Here is a 17315-nt window from a genome sequence, read left to right as displayed (position 1 = left end):
ATGAACCTTTATGCCAAACTGATGCAGCGTCAGAACGACGGAAAGCCCGTGCGCGTTGGCCTGATCGGATCGGGCAAGTTCGGCTCGATGTTCCTGAGCCAGGTGCGGCACATTCCCGGCATGCACCTGGTCGGCATTGCTGACCTTTCGGCCGAGCGTGCCCGAAAGGCTATGCTCAACACCGGCTGGGATGCGGATGCCGCCACCACGACCGATCTTGGCGATGCCATGAACACCGGCAAGACGTGCCTAACCGAAGACAGTGCCGCGCTGATCGCGACACCCGGTCTCGACGTGGTGGTCGACGCTACCGGCAACCCCGCCGCGGGCATCCGTCATGCGCTCCTGGCCGCAGAGAACGGCTGCCACATGGTCATGGTCAACGTCGAGGCCGACGTCCTGGCCGGCGCCTACCTCGTGCAGGAGTTCGACGAGGCAGGCCTCGTCTACTCGATGGCCTATGGCGACCAGCCGGCGCTGGTCTGCGAGCAGATTGACTGGGCGCGCACCTGCGGCTTCAAGGTCGTCGCGGCGGGCAAAGGCACCAAGTATCTGCCCAAGTTCGCCACCTCTACCCCCGACACCGTGTGGGACTACTATGGCCTGACGCCGGAGGAGGCGGCCGAGGGCGGGATGAATCCGCAGATGTTCAACTCCTTCCTCGACGGCACAAAATCTGCGCTGGAGATGGCGGCAATCTCGAACGCGACGGGCCTGCTCGCGCCGCGCGACGGGCTGCTCTTCCCGCCGGTCGGCACTCATGACCTGCCCGAGGTGCTCAAGCCTAGGGCACATGGCGGCGTGCTCGAAGAGTCGGGCATGGTCGAGGTGGTCTCGAGCCTTGAGCGCGATGGCCGACAGGTCGTCGGTGATCTGCGCTGGGGCGTCTACGTGACGCTGGAGGCGAGCGACGAAAGCGGACTTGGTGCCGATTACGTGCGCCGCTGCTTCAAAGAATACGGCGTGACCATCGACAGCTCAGGTCGTTATGCCACGCTCTATCGTCCGTCCCACCTGATCGGGCTCGAGCTTGGCGTCAGTGTCGCCAGCGCCGCGCTGCGCAACGAGCCGACGGGCCGCACCAACGACCTGACCTCGGACGTGGTGGCGGTGGCCAAGAAGGCACTGAAGCCCGGCGAAATGCTCGACGGCGAGGGCGGCTTCACCGTCTGGGGCCGGATCGCCCGTGCAGAGGACTCTCTGGAGAACCACGGTCTACCCATCGGTCTGGCCCACGGCATGAAACTCAAGCGCGATGTTGCGGAAGGCGCCATGCTGACCTGGGACGATATCGAAGCCACGGACAGCCAAGCCGTAACTGTACGCCGTGCCATGGAAGACATGTTCCGGGCACGCCTGAAGAGCGCCGCCTGATCCCTGTGTCCGGCATCCGTGACGCGGCTGCCGGCCCCACCCTCGGAGACTTCCCATGATCTACCTCGTTGCCATGCACCGGGCCCGTTCCGGCTGTGAAGACAGGCTACGCAAGTCGTTGAAGGACCTCATCGAACCGACCCGGAGCGAGGCTGGCTGCGTGCAATACGACCTGCATGAATCCAGCGTCGAGCCAGGGAGTTTCCTGTTCTACGAGATCTGGGAAACTCAGACTCATCTCGACGCCCACGCTGCATCGGATCACCTGACCTCTCATGTTGAGGAAAGTCGTGACTGGGTCGCGCAGACAAAACTACTACCGCTCGACCTGATCGGCTGAGAAAGGAGAGACCGATGCTTCTGGGATGCATTGCCGATGATTTCACCGGGGCAAGCGACCTTGGCAATACACTGAAATACACTGACCCGTGTCGGTCTTCGCACCACGCTGATGACCAGGATGCCCGCAAGCCAAGATGCCTTGGATTGCGAAGCGGCCATCATCGCGCTCAAGACCCGCTCGATCCCTGTGGAGGAGGCGGTAGCACAATCGCTCGTCGCGCTCGATTGGCTGCGCTCGCAGGGAGCAACGCAGTTCCTCTTCAAGTACTGCTCGACCTTCGACAGCACCGCAGAGGGCAACATCGGCCCGGTGGCGGAGGCATTGATGCAGGCGCTCGGCACCGACCGAACCGTGTTCGTCCCAACATTTCCGGGCACAGGGCGGCGGTGTTCATGGGGCATCTTTTCGTCAGTGACATGCTGCTGAACGAATGCGGAATGCAGAACCACGGTAGTGCCCCCGAGAGATGGTGTAAGAGCGCCGACCTTCGGAGAGGTCCAAGGCTGATCAGGTCGCCACGGCGGACAGCCTAACGGTTGTAGTGTCGGTGATCCGCCCACTCTCCCGCACTTTCACGTAGGTCGCGTCAAGCCAGAGTTAGGGCCAAGCGCCTTCGAGCGGCCGGGAGAGGAATGCATTCACCCGCTCGTCGATTTCGACACAAAGGCGACTGACTTGGCTCTTCGACATGCCGCCAGCGCCCATCGCCTTCACCAGATCGTCTACGGAGCGCGTGGAGACCCCATGGACGTAAGCCTCTTGGATCAACGCCACCAACGCCTTGTGTGGATGCCGCGCGGAGTGCAAGGACAGATTGAACCTCGTGAGACTGTGATCGAGTGCGTGCTTGAGTCAGGCCTCTGATTGCGGCTCTTCACATGCGCCGCGGGCCGGGATGGTGGTTCGCGGGCCGGGTCCAATACTTCTCACCGGGCTTGAAGCCCTTACGCATTATCTGGTTTTCCCTGCCCCGATCCGGTCGATCAGTTGTCCATTCAGCTCGTGCCTTCCTCACATCCCCGATATCCGGCGGACCGGCAGCAACCTGTTAGGTCATCGCCAGTGCCGGATCCCGGTAACTTTCACCCTTCGTGATCATCGCCCAGATGCGCCGTGCCATTTTGTTGGCCAGCGCGATGGCCGCGAGCATGCGGGGCTTTCTAAGCATCAGCTGTCCCAACCATGTGTTTTCGGAGATTCCACGCCTGGAAGCCCCCACTATTGCGGACATGGCGCCCACTATCAGCAATCTCCGGATATCGTGTTGCCCGGCCTTCGAGACCTTGCCCAACCGCGCCTTGCCGCCGGACGAGTTCTGTCGTGGCACGAGACCCAGCCACGCGGCAAAGTCGCGGCCGCGCTTGAAGCTCTCCATGGGCGGTGCGAAGGCCTCGATGGCCATGGCGGTAATCGGGCCGACCCCTGACATAGTCTGCACAAGTTCGGCGCAGTGGCTTTCCTTAGACAGTTCCGCGATTTGCGCATCGAGCGCGCGAATCTCGTGATCGAGGCTCTCAATCTGGCGTAGGATCGCTCGACAGGCGGGGCGTGCGGGCCCGGGCAGATTGCTTCGCTCGTCCTCGACCATCGCAATCAGCTTCGGCAGATGCCGCACGCCGACTGGCGCGATGTAGCCGAACTCGTATAGATGCGAGCGTAGCGCGTTCACCAGCTCGGTCCGTTGCGCGATGGCCATCTGACGGACACGGAAAACCACGGCACGGCTCTGCTGGTCGGCAGACTTCGGTTCTACGAAACGCATGTGCGGCCGGGTGGCAGCCTCGGCAATCGCTTCGGCGTCAGCTGCATCGTTCTTCTGCCGCTTGACGTAGGGCGTGACATAGTGAGGCGAGATCATCTTTACGGTATGGCCCAGCCGCTCCATCTCCCGCGCCCAGTAGTGTGCGCCTGGGCAGGCCTCCATCGCCACCGTGCAGGCCGGATGCGCAGCCATGAAGCGCTGGAACTGCGGACGCGTGAGCTTCCTTCGGAATACAGGCTGCCCTTCCGCCGTGGCGCCGTGTAGCTGGAACACGTTCTTTGCCAGATCGATCCCGATCATAGTAACCTCTTCCATGGATGCCGTCTCCTATTCTGTCTTGTGCTTTGACATCACAAGCATGGCACATCGCGATGCCGTTAGGGGAGCGCGGCATCCACCCCATCTTCTCAGCTGTCCGTCGCGGCTCCAGGAAGCTGGCCAAGTAGCTCCCCATTCTCAGCCGCGGGATTGCAAGCGCGATCCGCCCGGCACGAGTGTCCCAGTCGCGGTCCCGGTAACCGTTCCGCTGAACCTCCCGCAGGGGAGAGCGAACGCCCTTCCCGGCACCGGTTCGCGCCTCGACCTCCGCTTCCATGATCCGCTCGGCCGCGAAGGCCAGCATCGCGCGGACGAGGTCGCCATCCGCCTGCTTCTCAACCAGCTCAATCAGCGCCATTCTGTCATCGGTCATCGTCAGCTCCGTTCTTGGTTCAAGGTCTCGCAACCCGAACCTTCTCGAAGATCGACGGTGGCCGCCAGCGTCACACCCGGCCGCGCGCTGCGCTACGCCGGGGGCTCCGCGCGCGGCCTCCTACACCAAGCGTTGGGGTACTACCCGCCGAGGTCTTGGCCCGCCCCAGGTGCAGAACCTTGGAGTGCCTCAAATTCAACGAGTATCGCACGACCCGGAGAGGGGATCTTGCCTCTAAGATTGACGGTCGGCTTCTATAGGTTCAATCGGACCTCAACCGTGCCAAGGCTTTGGCCAAACGCTTGCTGCGATCTTCATCGGCGTATGGCGTTGCCTCCATATACTCGGCGACCGAGAAGTCAGGGGTTAGCGCACTGGCGGCCGCCAATACCGACTGGGCGCGTTCCGGTTCCCCCAATTCGGAGTAGGTCGCGGCCAACGTTACGAAGGCAGGCACAAACCCCGGCGACGTCTCGACCATGAGTTCCAATAGTGACCGGGCAGCACCGGCATCCCCGATCTGGAACCGGATGTGGCCCTCGATCCAGTGATAGCTTGCAGGATGATGCGGATGCAGACGCTTGGCATGCCGGATCGCCTCCAGCGCCTCGTCCAGATCACCACCATAGACCCCTGCTTCGGCTAGGATGGCGTAACCATCGGCGAAGTTCCGGTTGAGACGGATGGAATGCCGCGCGGCGGCAAGCGCCTTGTCGTGCTGTCCAATGGCGAGGTTCAGGATCGCAAGAGCGAGATACGCGTTGGGCAGGTCCGGCTCGAGCCGTATCGCCGTGATCGCCGCCTCGAGTCCCGTCTGAACGGAACTGCGCCCGTGTCCGCCTGAATAGGCGAAGAGCGTGTCGCGCCCGTGAGCAACAGCAATGTATGCATGGGCGCGCGCATAATCCGGGTCGAGTTCGAGCGCGCGTTCGAAATACTCGCGCGCAAGGCGGTTCCCGGCGACAGTGTTTTCCCGCAAGGGCTCGAGCCCGCGCAGCAGCATGAAATAGGCGTCAGGCGAAACGCGCGAGGGGGCATCTTCCGCCTCGAGCGTCAGCGAAAGCGCGTCGACCACGGCGCGTGTGACGTCCTCCTGGACGTCGAAGGGATCCTGCCTGACGCGGTCAAAGCGCTCAGCCCAGACATTGACGCCCTTGTAGGGGTCGATCAGCGAAACGTTGATGCGCACGCGCGCGCCGGAATGGCGCACGGTTCCGCGAACGAGATAGCGCACACCGAGATCCTGCGCGATATCCCTGAACCCCGCCTCGGCATCGGTAAAGTCGCCGCTCGAGGCAAACGAGATAACGGTCAGGTCCGAGACCTTGGCAAGGTCGGTGGTCAGGTCCTCGCTGAGCCCGTCGCCGAAATACTGCAGGGCCTCGCCACCGCCGAGATTCACGAAGGGCAGGACGGCGAGTGTCTTGTCTGGAACGATGTCGGGCGTGACGATGGTGGCGTCTGCGGTGCCGGGAGCGGACCCGGACCAGCCCCGCCAGAGGCTCGCCCCAGTGGCCAGCAACGCGATCGCCGCCACGATCGCCATGACGCGCGGAAGGCGCGTCCAGGCCGCAACCCGGGGCGCCTCCGGGGTCGCGGTCGCCACCAGCCGGTAGCCGATCTTTGGATGGGTCTCCACCGCATCCTTGCCGAGCGCGCGGCGGATGTCGGCGATACACTGGATGAGTGAGTCGTCTGTGGTCGCGACGCCCTTCCAGACGGCGTCGATGAGCCGCTCGCGGCCGACCACCTCGCCCGCATGCGCGGCCAGCACCGAGAGGACCTCCGCGGACTGCCGCCGCAATCGCACCGGATTGCCATCCGCCCCGACAAGCGCACCCGAGTCGAGATCGTAGCGATATACTCCGATCAGCAAGCTACCGGATTTCGTGACAATATCGGGTTTCATTCAGGACATCCCGGCACTCTTTCCGGCAAGAGTTTAAAGGGTTTCTGGCGGCATAGCCACGGAAGCCGGAACACTCCAACCTCATCATGGGAGGCCAACATGTCCCACTCATCCCTGATCCGCAGCGGCCTTGCCGCCCTGTGTCTCACCCCGGTCGCAGCGATGGCCGGACAATACGTCGTTGAACTCGAGGCACCTTTCGAGACGCCGCCGAAGGCGCTTTTGCGGGAGCACGGGTTGACCGTTGACGAAACCCTGTCGGCCGGCGCCGACAGCTATGTGGTGCTCAGCGCCGACGACGAGGCGAACGTGCATGCCCTGCTGCGGGATGCATCCGTAACATCCGAAAAGATCTCCGAGGTCCTGTTCGTCAACTCGCCGACTGTTGGCGGCGGTCGACCCGCCGGACCCGAACCGCGTGCGGGTCACCAGGTTTACGTCATCGAGCGCCCGATCCCCGGAGTCGGCTTCTTCGGCCTGGAAAAGAAACAGAAGATCTCGGCAGGATCGAACGCGGCCATCGCGAAGCTCGGCGACATCATCGAGTGGGACCACTCCTATCTCACCGGCGATGGGACCTATTGCGTCTATCGCGCCGACAGTCCGGACACGCTGCGTGAGCATGGCGCGCTCGCCGGAGCCCCTATCGGCAAGATCACTCCCGTGATGCAGGAATAATTCGACGAGCCCTCGCCTGGTATGGCGATAAACTGTCCGACACCTGCTCGTTGCGGTTTCTTCGCTCCAGGCCGGTACCGGCGCGGCGATGACGGCAGCGCGTCGCGCCGCCGTGCGTGGTCTGATCGGTTCGACGATCGCCCTCCCCGTCGCATCGCGAGGTCAAGGCCGCGCTTCGCGGATGAGATTGAACGACGTCTCGGCCGAAGCAGCCGAAGCCCGCCTTGCGTAAGATGTCGGACAGCCGCGCCTCACCGGCCTGCGCGCCAGGAACGTGATTGCCCTCCTGCGAGATTGCATGCGCGCAGCAGAGCATGATGGAGACGGCGTAGTAGAGCCGCCCGATAGGGGTCAAGTTGTCCTCAAGCCGGTCCTGGGCGTAGGGCTCAACCTGCATCACCGTGCCGTCTACGAGCGCTGCCCGGGCAGCCTCGGCCGCGGCTACTGAATCTCCGCGCAGCGCCTTTGGTGGGCCTGGCGAGCGCTGTCACCACTGGCCTGGCTGCATGAAGACGGGCGTGGTTTCGTTATTGCTTCGGCGAAGCCAAGATCCTCAGCGCTGAGGCCGGTGTCATTGAGCAGTTGCTCGGACATCTGCGGATCGTTGATCCAGTGGGGCATCGGGCCGCAGCGCGGGGGCGTTGTACGGCCGCGCAAACCGATCAGGTGGAAAATGCGGAAGATGGCGGGGCGGGTCCAGGTTGCGGTGATCATCTGGGTCTTCCTTCCTGTCTGGTTTGAACGGGTCGTGCACCCACCTTGCCGAAGGTCCACAGGCGCTGCTTGAACACCGCATCAGGAATCCTTGGTGATTGCATGGGGATTGGGTAACCTTGCCCTCATGGAATACGTGTTTGGGGAATACATCCTCGACGTGACGAGGGGAGAGCTGCAGGGGCCCGACGGGCTCGTGCCATTGGAGCCGCGCGCCTTCACCCTGCTGGCACACATGCTTGAGCAATCCGGCCGCCTAGTCGACAAGGACGAGTTGATCGCTGCGGTCTGGGCGGACGGATCGTCTCGGATGCCGCGATCTCGACCGCGATAAAGGCCGTGCGGCGTGCGCTTTGCGACGACGCGGCCAACCCGACGTGGCTGATCACACTGCGTGGTCGCGGCTTCCGCTTCGACGGAGAGGTTCAGCGTAGCCAGACCTCAATGCCGGATGCTCCAATTGCTCCCAAGACACCGTCTATGGCGATCTTCGACCGACCTTCCGTGCTGGTGGTCGGTTTCGAATGCGCTGGTCAGGGCGGGCGCGACACGACCCTCGCTCTCGGGCTTGCGCAAGAGGTGCGCCTGAACCTATCTCATTGGCGCTGGTTCCCGGTCATAGGCCCAGAAGCTCTAGGCTATCGGACCGTTCGAGACATCGACATCCGGGATGTTGGGCGCGAGCTTGGAGCGGCCTTTGCGCTCACTGGGTCCGTGCGATCCATGGGCGACCGCGTCCGGGTGAATGTGACACTGACCGAAACCGAGGACGGACGCTCGCTCTGGTCCCGGCATTTCGACGGTTCGCTCGAGAACCTGTTCGACTTCGAAGAAGAAGTAAGCCGGGCAATCGTCGCCCAAATTGAACCTGAATTATCTCGCGCCAACTCGCAGCGGCTGATGCAGTCGCCGCCGACCGACTTGTCCGCATGGGAACTCCTGCTGGCGGCCAGCCAGTCGCAGAGACGCGGCGGCGACGGGTATGGCACTCCGGAAGCAAATGACGAGCAGAAGCAGCTGGTCACGCAGGCGCTGGACAAGGACCCGCAGATGGCGCGCGCCTGGGCCTGGCTGGCGAAATGCTATTGGCGCGAGACGCTTATGGGCTGGACCACCGACCGCGAGGCTGGAATGAGCAAGACGCTCGACGCCTCGCAGACCGCAATGGAAATCAACCCGGCCAACTGGGAGGCGCGCTGCTACCGGGCCCTGGCCCTGCTTTTCGGGCGGCATGAGTTCGTGGAAGCCGAGTTTCATGCCCGCGAAGCAGTCCGACTGAATCCTTCGGATGCGCAGGCGCGACACATCCTCGGCTGCGTGCTCGAGAATGTCGACCCCACGGAAGAAGCGCTGGAGCATCTGCAGACGGTCTTCGTCCTGAACCCCACTCACCCAAATTCCGGAGTTCTCGGGGATCTCGCGACCTGCCACATGTTGTTGGGCCACGACTCGGAAGCTATCGACGTGGCCTTGCGATTGATCACGCTAGCCCCGAACTATTCGCGCGGCCTGCAAAGAGCGGTCGCCGCACTGGCCAACGCGGGCGAGATCGAGCGAGCCCGGGACGCCGCGCGGCACCTTCTGACCCTTCAGCCCGACTTCAACGAGAGCTACGTGCGCTCGACCTACCCGTTCCGAGAGACGGAGATGATGGAAACCTACATTTCCAGTCTGGCCCGGGCTGGGGCCTTCATCAGACTGGACTGACGCCGGCCACACATCCGCCTGAAAAGCACGGTTTAGGCGTTGGCGTAGAACGCAGCAAGGCGCTGACGGCAGCCTTGGGAGCAGCGAGAGCCCTAGCGCCCTCAGCGGCCAGCACAGCGCCCCTGCTGACTCATTGGCACCTAGGCCACCATAACCGTCTCGGCGCGCCACGGACCGAAACGCGCGAACGGGCGGCGACGTGAGCCAGAAACACTGTTCCACCATCATGCCGGCAGGTCCAGCTTCGGCAGTCCCCGAACGATCTTTATTGTCTCGAGGCTCACGGTGATCACGCGGCGGAAGAGGTCCAAGGGATAGGCCGGGTCGCCCATGGTGTCATTGGCGTAGTCGTTGGCGTCGTTGACGATGCCGCTGGCCCTGTCGGTCTTGACCACCTGACGCTCCATCACCCATTCCAGCGCCGGCTTGCCGTTGACGACGTAGTCGTAGGCCTCGAGCGGGATGTCGGTCATGGTGATGTTGGCGTTGTAGATCACCGTAGTCTTGTCCTTGTCGCGCGCCTTGCCGCCGAACTTCATCTTGTTGACGCGGTAAAAGGCCTTGGGATCACCCACATTCCAAAGTGCGGCCGTGCCCTGCTTGTAGGTGACGGGGTATGGCTCCACCGTCTCGTAGTTCACATGTAGATCGCCAAGGCGGCGCCCCGCATCGGAGAAGGCACGGAAATCGGCGTAGGTCTTCACGCAGGGGATGCGGGGCAGTTCCTTGGTCAGGTTGTCGCCGTAGCGGTCGTGGTAGTCGAGCGAATGCAGCAAGCCGTAAACGTAATAGAAGATGTCCTTCTTGGTGATCTCCTCGCCCGGATAGGCCGCCTGAAAATGCGCCAGCCCGGCATCGGTGATCGCGTCACGGCGCTGAAGGCCGGAGGACTGGCCTTCGAAGAGGCCACCGGGGTCTTCGTCCTGCTAGTCATAGAGGTAGAGGGGAAAGCACTGGGTGCCGCCATCAGTCTGAAGCTCAGGCAGCACATCCATCAAGAGCGCGAGATTGCCGTCACCCGACCAGCGTTGCTTCAGCATGATTATCCGCTCGCCGCGCTGGCCGAGATCGCCGGGTGTTTCGCCATCTGGGCCTGGTGGCGTGGCGCCTCGACACTCTGGCTGCTGCCGGACCTGACGAGCCTCGCCTTGTTCGGCTGGCTGCTCGCCCAGGTCGAGGCCGGTTTCGCCGGTCGCGCCTTCGCCGCCTATGGCGGCATCTACATCGTCGCCTCTCTGCTATGGATGTGGGCCGCGGAGGGGCAGCGACCCGACCTATGGGATCTCGCGGGCGCAGGCCTGTGCCTGATCGGTGCCGCCGTGATCCTCGCCGCCCCGCGCGCGGGGTGATTTCGATGTTGGAGCCAGTGTGGCCCCGCAATTGCGGTCGAGCGCCCTCGGCGAGCCACTGGTGATGCAAACCGATGCCGGGCACTCTACGGCCCCGACACGGCAATGACGGGCCAGCGGTCCTCGAGAGGCACCCCAGGCACAGCGGGGTTATATTCAAAAGGCTCCCACTGGACATGAACAGCTTGGGCGTCGCCAGGGAAGCCTTCGACCCTTCGTTCGCGGCGGAGCCTGAGTGCATCCCGGGCGAGGCAGCTCGCCATTCCCAAGCCTTCGCGTTCCCCTCCCCATCCATGCCGCTGTCGAACCTCAGGCAGCGACCGTTGCTCAGCCGCAGCTCGACCGGAACCGACCGAGACGGCGCGGGGGCGCTTGCCGGCTCCGGGCACGAACCGAAATCCACCGGCAGGAAAACAGCACCGCGATCCGGCGACCATAGGCCCTTCTTCTTCAGGTCACGCCGCCAGCCGTAAATCTGGGAGCGCGTGATCTCGTGGCGCTGTGCGACCTGTGTCACCGAAGCACCGCAGACACCCACCTCAGACAGGATCTCGAGCTTCTCGTCCTCGCTCCACCGCCGGCGCCGCTCAACGCCCAGAACCTCGCCCAGCATGGCTCCTCCGAATAAGACACGTGCATAACGACATCGTTATGCACGTGTCTTAGCTAGGAACCCCGCCGTCAGGCAGGCGGCTCCAATCGGTCGGTTACCTCTTAACCTTGTCTTCGACCGGATCGAGGACCTTCTGCTTGAAGAGATCGATCAGCCCTGTCGCGCCGACGAGCCCGAGAGCGCCGAGGCCCGCCAAGCCGCCGGACAGACCCGCATCGAGAGCCAAACTTGGGACCGCAACGAGCATGAGCGCCGGCAAGTGCGCGACGAGTGACGCCCCCGATGTGCAGATCTTATCGCGGAGCAGCCGGCCGCGCGACATCGAGCTCAGATCGGCACCCTTCGTGTTGCATCCGACAAACAGTGATCCGCGAAACTTATCCGGATAGTCTTTGCTCTCGAGTGCGTCGTATCCCTTCCGCTCGAGCTCGAAGTTCGTCGTGTCGCGCAGCGTGTCTTTCAGAGATGCACCGGAAAAATCGGTTCTCGTCACAGCAGCACGCCCCCAGTCTGCATTGTCGAGAACCGCGCCGGAGAAGTCACTTCGCGTGATCCGCGTGTGCGTGAAGACAGCGTCCGTCCATTCGGTTTTCCGATTGCCGAATGTCGTTGCACTGACCTCTTTCAATGCCGCGCCGCGGAAGTTCGGCGCCGTCAGAACCGATGCCGTGAAGTTTGTCCGGAAAGCCGAGGACCCGCAGAACAACGTCTGCTTAGACGCTGTCGTCAGACCGAGACCTGTCCGATGCAGCTTGCACTTCGAAAAGTTCGATCCGCCGACTTCGCTCCCGGTCAAGTCAGCGTCCGTCAGATCAGAACCCTTAAAATCGAAGTTCGAAAGATCTTGTTCGCTTAGATCGAGCCCGGAAAGATCGAGATTTCGCCAATCACGGAGCTCGATATTGTCCCGCGCGTTATCGACGATCTCACGCAAGAGCTCCGTTCGTGTCTTCCCGCGGCCGCTCTTCCGAAATCGCACGTTGCCGTTCAAGTCATGTATCTCGAGCTCGACAAGTGGCTCGTGCACCGCTTCACCGGACGACCGGAACCCTTTCTTCATTGCGTGGTGAACACTGCGCGGCGTTCGCGCAGCGCGCATTTGTCGGCTTTCCATGATGTCCTCGACGTTGAGAAATGTTTCGAACTCGCCTCGAGAAGTAGTCATGAGAACGAAAACGAGAGCGCTGCGCCGAAGCCGAAATCGTGCAAAATTTCCCCTTGCATCGAAAGACAATAATTTGTTAACTTCCCTTAAACCCCTTGTTTGTATGATCATTTTCGGCAGCTGGAAAAAGATCCTCCGAGGGTGCAGGCTGTCAAACGCTCTTTGAAAACATGGATTTGCAAGGCAAACGGAAGACCTTTCCGCCGAGTAGGCGGCTTAGAAGAGGGTCGAAGCCATGACTGATATCATCCGCACCCTTTCCGCCGAGTAGGCGGCTTAGAAGTTCAACCATTTCCTCGATGAAGCTTGGCTCATCCTTTCCGCCGAGTAGGCGGCTTAGAAGCGCAAGCGGGTGCGGGCCGCACCACTCCTCTCCTTTCCGCCGAGTAGGCGGCTTAGAAGTACAACATCGGCGACGGCAACGAGCGCAGATCCCTTTCCGCCGAGTAGGCGGCTTAGAAGAGTAAGGTCAGTTGACCTACCATTTCCGCCGGATAGGCGGCCTAGAAAAAGCAGCTCAGGCTGCTTGCTCGCTTTCGACGACATCGTTCAGAAGACTGACAACGAGACTCCGGACTTTCGTGTCCGTGTTGTCGTCTTCGAACATCGTCTCGATCTGCTCTCGAATGACTGTGCCGTCATCTGTTTTCGAGAAGTCTTCGCTGTCTTCGACTTGAATGAGCTGCACGAAGACGCTTTCGAGCGACTGTTCTTCGTCTTCACTGTCTTCAGTGATGCTCGAAATCAGTCGACCAGTCAGATCGAAGACGTCTTTGCGATGCGTGAGTTCGAACGGCTCGATCCGGCCATTCTGATCGAAGCCCCAGACACGCGGCGTATGTTCGATTGCGTCAACGGCTTGACGCGTGATGTTTCCGGGATTGAACCATGTCGTCTCGCCTTCCTTCCGGATTTTCTTCATCAAATGCATGTGCCCGTTGACCGCGAGCTTGCAGCCTTTGATTTCGTGCAGCGGCCGCGATCCGGGATACGCACCTTCGAAAGCAAGGTCGTGATGCGTGATCCAGACGACGCTCTTGCAGTCTCCCGGGAACATGTCCGAGACATCATCTGGAATGTCTTCGCCGTAGGGCGTCCCACCGAGACCGATCCGGGTCCCTTCGAAATCAAACACGCCGTAGGGACCACTTTCTCGGATCAAATCGAACGCACCCGAATTTTCAAGAAGCGGCAGCGTATCATCGTCAGACAGCTTCGCATGCGTGCGTTCATGATTGCCGAGCAAGTTCACGACTTTGAAGCGTGCCGATTTCAGAATCCGGATGAGCCGGTTCTTCAAGCTTTCGCTGCCGGGTACCGGCTCGTCGAGCAGATCACCGAGGATCACGACAACATAGTTGTGCTCGTTCGCGATCCGGACGGCTTCCGCGAGCTTGTTCAAGATCGTCGTCTGATAGTCGTCGTCCTTGCGACGGCCCGGCCGTCGCGTGCTGACGTGCGGATCTCCGACGAAGAGGAATCCGGACGCGCGGTCTTCGAAGACCAGCTCACGCGTCGCGTCGTTTTCATCGAAATGATCGGTGTCAGAGGATGTCATGTGCGTGCTCGATGTTGTTTTTGCAAAGCGGACAGACGTTGCCCGCAGAAGCGAGCGCCGCGTCAAGCTTTTCAGCTGTCACGCGGAGATCGGCGTCGATCTTCGAAGACGACGTGTGTGCTGCAGAGATCGCATTTTCAGTCTTTTCGAGCTTTTCGATCAGTGCGTCGATGCTCGACAGATCAGACGACACCGGCGGCTCGGGCAGTTCATCGGGCAGCGCCGATTTCGTTGCTTCCGCGCGCTTCAAGCGTGTCTCGATGTCTGCAAATGCGCGGCCGATCCGCGAGATCTCTTCGCGCTTCTCGGTATTCTCTCTGATCGACGGAACGTCATCCGGGATGACTTCGAGGACTTCCAAGATCGGCTGCGTCGCATCGATCTGTCTGTCCGCAGCTTCGAGTCGCTGCACAAGCCGCCCTGCGTCTACAGTTCGTGCGTGTGCTTCACGGAATGTGCTCAGCTCACCGTCAATGTCACGAAGATCCCCGGCGATCTCGGTGAACGCGTGCAGTTTCTGCAGTTGTTCTTGAATTTGTGCGACTTCTGTTTCCCCGCGCTTGATCAGATCGGCATCCGAGCGGCTTTTCTGGCGCTGCCGCTCGATCATTTTCTGAACGTAGCCTGACTCCCGGCCAATCGAGAGCACGCTCGCGCGCGTGGACGGCTTCTCTCCGAGCAAGAATACCGGGAACTTCTGATGCGAGAGTTGGTGCTCGAGACCTTCGAATTTTTGGATGCCCGAAATGACACCGACCCAGTCTGGCGCGGAACGGCCCCCGCTCCGATATTCTGTCCGTGTGTCGGCATCCGTCAAGATATTGCCTTCGAGATCTTCGAGCGTCCATTCATTTACAGGGTTGCGGCCGGGCTGACGTGTCAGCCGGATCACGCGACCGTTCTCGATCTCGATCTCGACAGCAACTTTCTTGCATCCGTGCTGAATGTCCGCGTCCGAGATCTCACCGTATGTCACCGCACGCAGCGCTCTGATGACGCATGACTTACCAATGTGATTGTCGCCGATGATCGCAGTTGCTCCAGGCGCGAGCCGGACGTCTGTATCTTCGTGACTCATGAAATTCAGCATCCGGATCCGACGGATGCCGGCTTGCTCGTCTGACCACGTATCGGCTGTCGGATCGTTTTGACAGATGATGCGATCACCGTCCTTGTAGAGCTTCGAGATCGCGAAACCCTCGGGCATCAACTCGAGCGCGTGGTGACTGATGAGCAGCGACTGCATGTCGAGCTTCTCACCGACATCATCGATCACGCCGTAGAAATTTGGCACCTTCGACGGTGCGATCCAGCAGTCCGGTTCGTCGAGTGCGACGAACTTGCGCATGCCCGAGCGCACGGTCGCGATCATGCGCAGACCGAGCGAGACGACATTCGTCATCGATCCACCGCAGCCGTCGATGATGTTTTCGCGGTGCTCGCCGGATTTCACGAAGATATCGAGCGCGGGAAGGCCGCGTTCAGTGTATAGATCGAGACCAATTTCATCGTCGGTCTTCAGAACGTCGTACGCGAGCGCAGTCAGCAACCGCTCGTAACTGCCGACGGACTTCTTGTGCAACGATGCTTGCAGATCTTGCAGAAAATCGTCGACGTCAGTCTTGAGCAGCTCGCGCCCCTTTGCTTTGCCAACGTCGTCGTTGAGCTGCGCGAGCCGGCGCTCGAGCGTTTCCCGCTGGCCGTCGGATTTCGCAACGGCTTGCCGCGCGTTCGAGAGCTTTTTGTCGATTTCAGACAGCGCGTCGGAGATTCCACGAACGGCCTCGTCTGCCGCCGGAGCAGATGTCGAAGCCGGACCAGCAGGTGCCCCGCGGAGCCGGCCGGTGCGTGGACGAAGCTTGTTCATGCGGCCTCCAGCGAAGCAAGGCGTTCAGAGATGCCGTTGATCTGCTCGCGGAACGCAGCAACTTTCGCATTGTCTTCTTCGAGCAGCTTCTCGTACAGCGCACGGAGATCGTCGACGTTGTCGACGCCGAACTTCTCCTTCATCTCGGATACCAGCTCGGCGCGCGCACGCTCGTGCTGCGTGATCTCTGCGTCGGCCGCCATCTTCTTCCGCTCGAGCTCTTTGTGCTTCGCTTTCAGCTGTTCGAGCTCTTTGACGTTCGTGTCTGCTGTCATCTATCCGTCCTTTCGCCCAACATTATTCTATCCAAGCACCCCATGTCAACAATAGAGAAAACTTTCGGAAAAGCTTCTCGCGCACATAGTTGTTGAGTAAGAACTGGTGTCCAATGTTCAAGAACAAGAAAACAAGCGAAGTGCTGACAAGCGCAATCGGAAGCTTCTTCGTCATGATCCTCTCGGCGCTCCCCGTGGCGGCCCAGGACGGCGGTGACGGGATTGGCGGAGCATGCACCGGCGATACCCTCGGCGGCATGTTCTGCACGCTGCAAGAGTCGTCTGTTGCTCAGTTGATCGCACTCTTGCTTGCCGCGTGTTTCGTGATCGGCTTGTTCTTGTTCTATCGAGCGCTCACGACGCTGATGAAAGTCGGCGACAATCAAGCTCAACCAGGTATTCTGAGCAACGGCTTGCTGACGCTTGCCGCGGCGACGTTCCTCGTCGCGCTTCCGTCGACGATCATGGTTGGCTTGACGACAGTCGGCTTCGGCGGCGCCTGGGATTTCGGTATCCAAGATGACGTCGGCGGCGCTGACGGAACACTCGGCTCCGACAACTTCATCAGCATGATGGGCAACTTCGCGCTGAACGCGGCGGGACCGCTGTCGACGCTCGTCATGGCGATTGCCGTACTCGTCGGGATCTTCCTCGTCGCGAGCTCGATGATCGGCGTCGCGAACATGAACAACCCGCAGTCCGGCCGACAGCAGTCCTTCGGTTCAATCGGCACGAAGTTCGTCGTCGGCATCGCGCTGGTCAATATTTTCCTTGTTATGGAAGTCATTGGCGCGTCGTTCGGACTTCCGAGCGCAGACACGGGGCACTTCACCGGCATCACTCAGACAGCGAGTGAATACGCGCATGTTGCGAACTCCGATGGCATCTCAGTGCAAGAGCGCTTCGACACGGTTCTCGAGATCGCGTTTCTTGCACTCGTTCCCTTCGGTCTGATCGCGTTCGTGCGCGGACTGCTGATCCTCAAGGACACGACGGATCAAGGGAAGCAAGCGAGCCTCGGCATGGGCGCAACGCACATCGTCGGCGGGGTCGCCCTCGTCAACGCGAAGCCGGTGTCATGTGCCGTGATGGCGACCCTCGTCGGGAGCGGCGCGGGCTTCTGTTCGTGATTTTGAGTGCGTTCAGTGTTCGGCGTGTGTCGACACGATGTTCGAAAAAGCTGTTTTTCTTCGAAACCCGGCCCTTCGCTTCCGTCTTCAAGCCGCTCTTGGAATTCGCAAGTCTCTGCGCACTTCGCGAAATAACCACGATTTTAAAGAAGACGGTCCAGGTCCTTCTGGACTGCGAAG

General features: G+C 61.2%; 17 protein-coding genes, 3 pseudogenes and 1 CRISPR repeat array. Of the genes and pseudogenes, 8 read left to right on the top strand and 12 right to left on the bottom strand.

All coding sequences use genetic code 11. The annotated features are described in order from the left end of the window. The 3 genes from SALMUC_RS08105 to SALMUC_RS30990 all read left to right on the top strand — a co-directional run bounded on the left by SALMUC_RS08105 (position 1) and on the right by SALMUC_RS30990 (position 2143). Positions 1–1374, top strand: a complete 1374-nt coding sequence (locus SALMUC_RS08105; protein WP_020041272.1) for an NAD(P)H-dependent oxidoreductase — start codon at positions 1–3, stop codon at positions 1372–1374. A 55-nt stretch (positions 1375–1429) separates the two neighbouring features. Beyond that, positions 1430–1714 (top strand): putative quinol monooxygenase, encoded by a 285-nt coding sequence (locus SALMUC_RS08100; protein ID WP_020041273.1) that lies wholly within the window; start codon positions 1430–1432, stop codon positions 1712–1714. A gap of 111 nt (positions 1715–1825) precedes the next feature. Beyond that, complete coding sequence (locus SALMUC_RS30990) at positions 1826–2143, top strand: four-carbon acid sugar kinase family protein (protein ID WP_245584682.1); 318 nt, start codon at positions 1826–1828, stop codon at positions 2141–2143. Between the two features lie 84 nt (positions 2144–2227). Here SALMUC_RS30990 and SALMUC_RS31790 read toward each other — a convergent pair. The 4 genes and pseudogenes from SALMUC_RS31790 to SALMUC_RS28125 all read right to left on the bottom strand — a co-directional run. After that, a pseudogene (locus SALMUC_RS31790) lies at positions 2228–2524 on the bottom strand (transposase); the annotation flags it as partial. 241 nt (positions 2525–2765) lie between these two features. Then, positions 2766–3794, bottom strand: a complete 1029-nt coding sequence (locus SALMUC_RS08090) for an IS110 family RNA-guided transposase (protein ID WP_037371356.1) — start codon at positions 3792–3794, stop codon at positions 2766–2768. A gap of 88 nt (positions 3795–3882) precedes the next feature. Further along, positions 3883–4170: pseudogene (locus SALMUC_RS28815) on the bottom strand (transposase); the annotation flags it as partial. A gap of 262 nt (positions 4171–4432) precedes the next feature. Further along, the gene (locus tag SALMUC_RS28125) at positions 4433–6079 is read right to left on the bottom strand and encodes a winged helix-turn-helix domain-containing protein (RefSeq protein ID WP_021120057.1); all 1647 of its coding nucleotides are present in this window, start codon (positions 6077–6079) and stop codon (positions 4433–4435) included. Between the two features lie 99 nt (positions 6080–6178). Here SALMUC_RS28125 and SALMUC_RS28810 point away from each other — a divergent pair, with 99 nt between their 5' ends. After that, positions 6179–6757, top strand: coding sequence for a nickel-binding protein (locus tag SALMUC_RS28810; protein ID WP_198014542.1), 579 nt, complete (start codon positions 6179–6181; stop codon positions 6755–6757). Here the strand turns inward: SALMUC_RS28810 and SALMUC_RS28805 are convergent. Next, positions 6735–7154, bottom strand: coding sequence for a hypothetical protein (locus SALMUC_RS28805; protein WP_084513940.1), 420 nt, complete (start codon positions 7152–7154; stop codon positions 6735–6737). The genes SALMUC_RS28810 and SALMUC_RS28805 overlap by 23 nt on opposite strands. 44 nt (positions 7155–7198) lie before the next feature. Next, a complete protein-coding gene (locus SALMUC_RS08075; protein ID WP_020041278.1) occupies positions 7199–7471 on the bottom strand; it encodes a hypothetical protein in 273 nt (90 codons plus the stop codon). A gap of 127 nt (positions 7472–7598) precedes the next feature. Between SALMUC_RS08075 and SALMUC_RS08070 the strand changes: the two genes are divergently transcribed. Both SALMUC_RS08070 and SALMUC_RS08065 read left to right on the top strand, forming a co-directional pair. Further along, positions 7599–7805 (top strand): winged helix-turn-helix domain-containing protein, encoded by a 207-nt coding sequence (locus SALMUC_RS08070; RefSeq protein WP_156883433.1) that lies wholly within the window; start codon positions 7599–7601, stop codon positions 7803–7805. Positions 7806–7951: 146 nt separating this feature from the next. Further along, entirely contained in the window at positions 7952–9178 is a 1227-nt protein-coding gene (locus tag SALMUC_RS08065; protein WP_020041279.1) for a hypothetical protein, read from the top strand. 224 nt (positions 9179–9402) lie between these two features. On the opposite strand, the gene SALMUC_RS08060 is transcribed toward SALMUC_RS08065, so the two are convergent. Then, positions 9403–10026 carry a type ISP restriction/modification enzyme gene (locus tag SALMUC_RS08060; RefSeq protein ID WP_245584691.1) on the bottom strand — a complete coding sequence of 208 codons (624 nt, stop codon included), beginning with the start codon at positions 10024–10026 and terminating at the stop codon, positions 9403–9405. Positions 10027–10206: 180 nt separating this feature from the next. Between SALMUC_RS08060 and SALMUC_RS08055 the strand changes: the two genes are divergently transcribed. Next, positions 10207–10527 (top strand): YnfA family protein, encoded by a 321-nt coding sequence (locus SALMUC_RS08055; RefSeq protein ID WP_156883460.1) that lies wholly within the window; start codon positions 10207–10209, stop codon positions 10525–10527. 298 nt (positions 10528–10825) lie between these two features. Here SALMUC_RS08055 and tnpA read toward each other — a convergent pair. The 5 genes and pseudogenes from tnpA to SALMUC_RS08035 all read right to left on the bottom strand — a co-directional run. Further along, positions 10826–11140: pseudogene (gene tnpA / locus SALMUC_RS31785) on the bottom strand (IS66-like element accessory protein TnpA); the annotation flags it as partial. A gap of 94 nt (positions 11141–11234) precedes the next feature. Then, the gene (locus tag SALMUC_RS08050; protein WP_198014540.1) at positions 11235–12254 is read right to left on the bottom strand and encodes a pentapeptide repeat-containing protein; all 1020 of its coding nucleotides are present in this window, start codon (positions 12252–12254) and stop codon (positions 11235–11237) included. A gap of 246 nt (positions 12255–12500) precedes the next feature. Further along, positions 12501–12815: a CRISPR direct-repeat array (repeat unit 28 nt; unit sequence CCTTTCCGCCGAGTAGGCGGCTTAGAAG). 7 nt (positions 12816–12822) lie between these two features. Next, the gene (locus SALMUC_RS08045; protein ID WP_020041284.1) at positions 12823–13863 is read right to left on the bottom strand and encodes a metallophosphoesterase family protein; all 1041 of its coding nucleotides are present in this window, start codon (positions 13861–13863) and stop codon (positions 12823–12825) included. Further along, positions 13850–15730, bottom strand: coding sequence for an ATP-binding protein (locus tag SALMUC_RS28120; protein WP_020041285.1), 1881 nt, complete (start codon positions 15728–15730; stop codon positions 13850–13852). Before SALMUC_RS28120 ends, SALMUC_RS08045 begins: the two co-directional genes overlap by 14 nt. Continuing rightward, positions 15727–16005 (bottom strand): hypothetical protein, encoded by a 279-nt coding sequence (locus tag SALMUC_RS08035; RefSeq protein ID WP_020041286.1) that lies wholly within the window; start codon positions 16003–16005, stop codon positions 15727–15729. The genes SALMUC_RS28120 and SALMUC_RS08035 overlap by 4 nt, the downstream gene beginning before the upstream one ends. Before the next feature lie 113 nt (positions 16006–16118). Here SALMUC_RS08035 and SALMUC_RS08030 point away from each other — a divergent pair, with 113 nt between their 5' ends. After that, positions 16119–17135 carry a hypothetical protein gene (locus tag SALMUC_RS08030; RefSeq protein ID WP_020041287.1) on the top strand — a complete coding sequence of 339 codons (1017 nt, stop codon included), beginning with the start codon at positions 16119–16121 and terminating at the stop codon, positions 17133–17135. The last annotated feature ends 180 nt before the right edge of the window (positions 17136–17315 follow it).

Source organism: Salipiger mucosus DSM 16094 (assembly GCF_000442255.1).
GTDB classification, from domain to species: domain Bacteria; phylum Pseudomonadota; class Alphaproteobacteria; order Rhodobacterales; family Rhodobacteraceae; genus Salipiger; species Salipiger mucosus.
The sequence above is the reverse complement of the archived record's forward strand: the minus strand, read 5'-3'. Positions and strand labels throughout refer to the sequence as shown.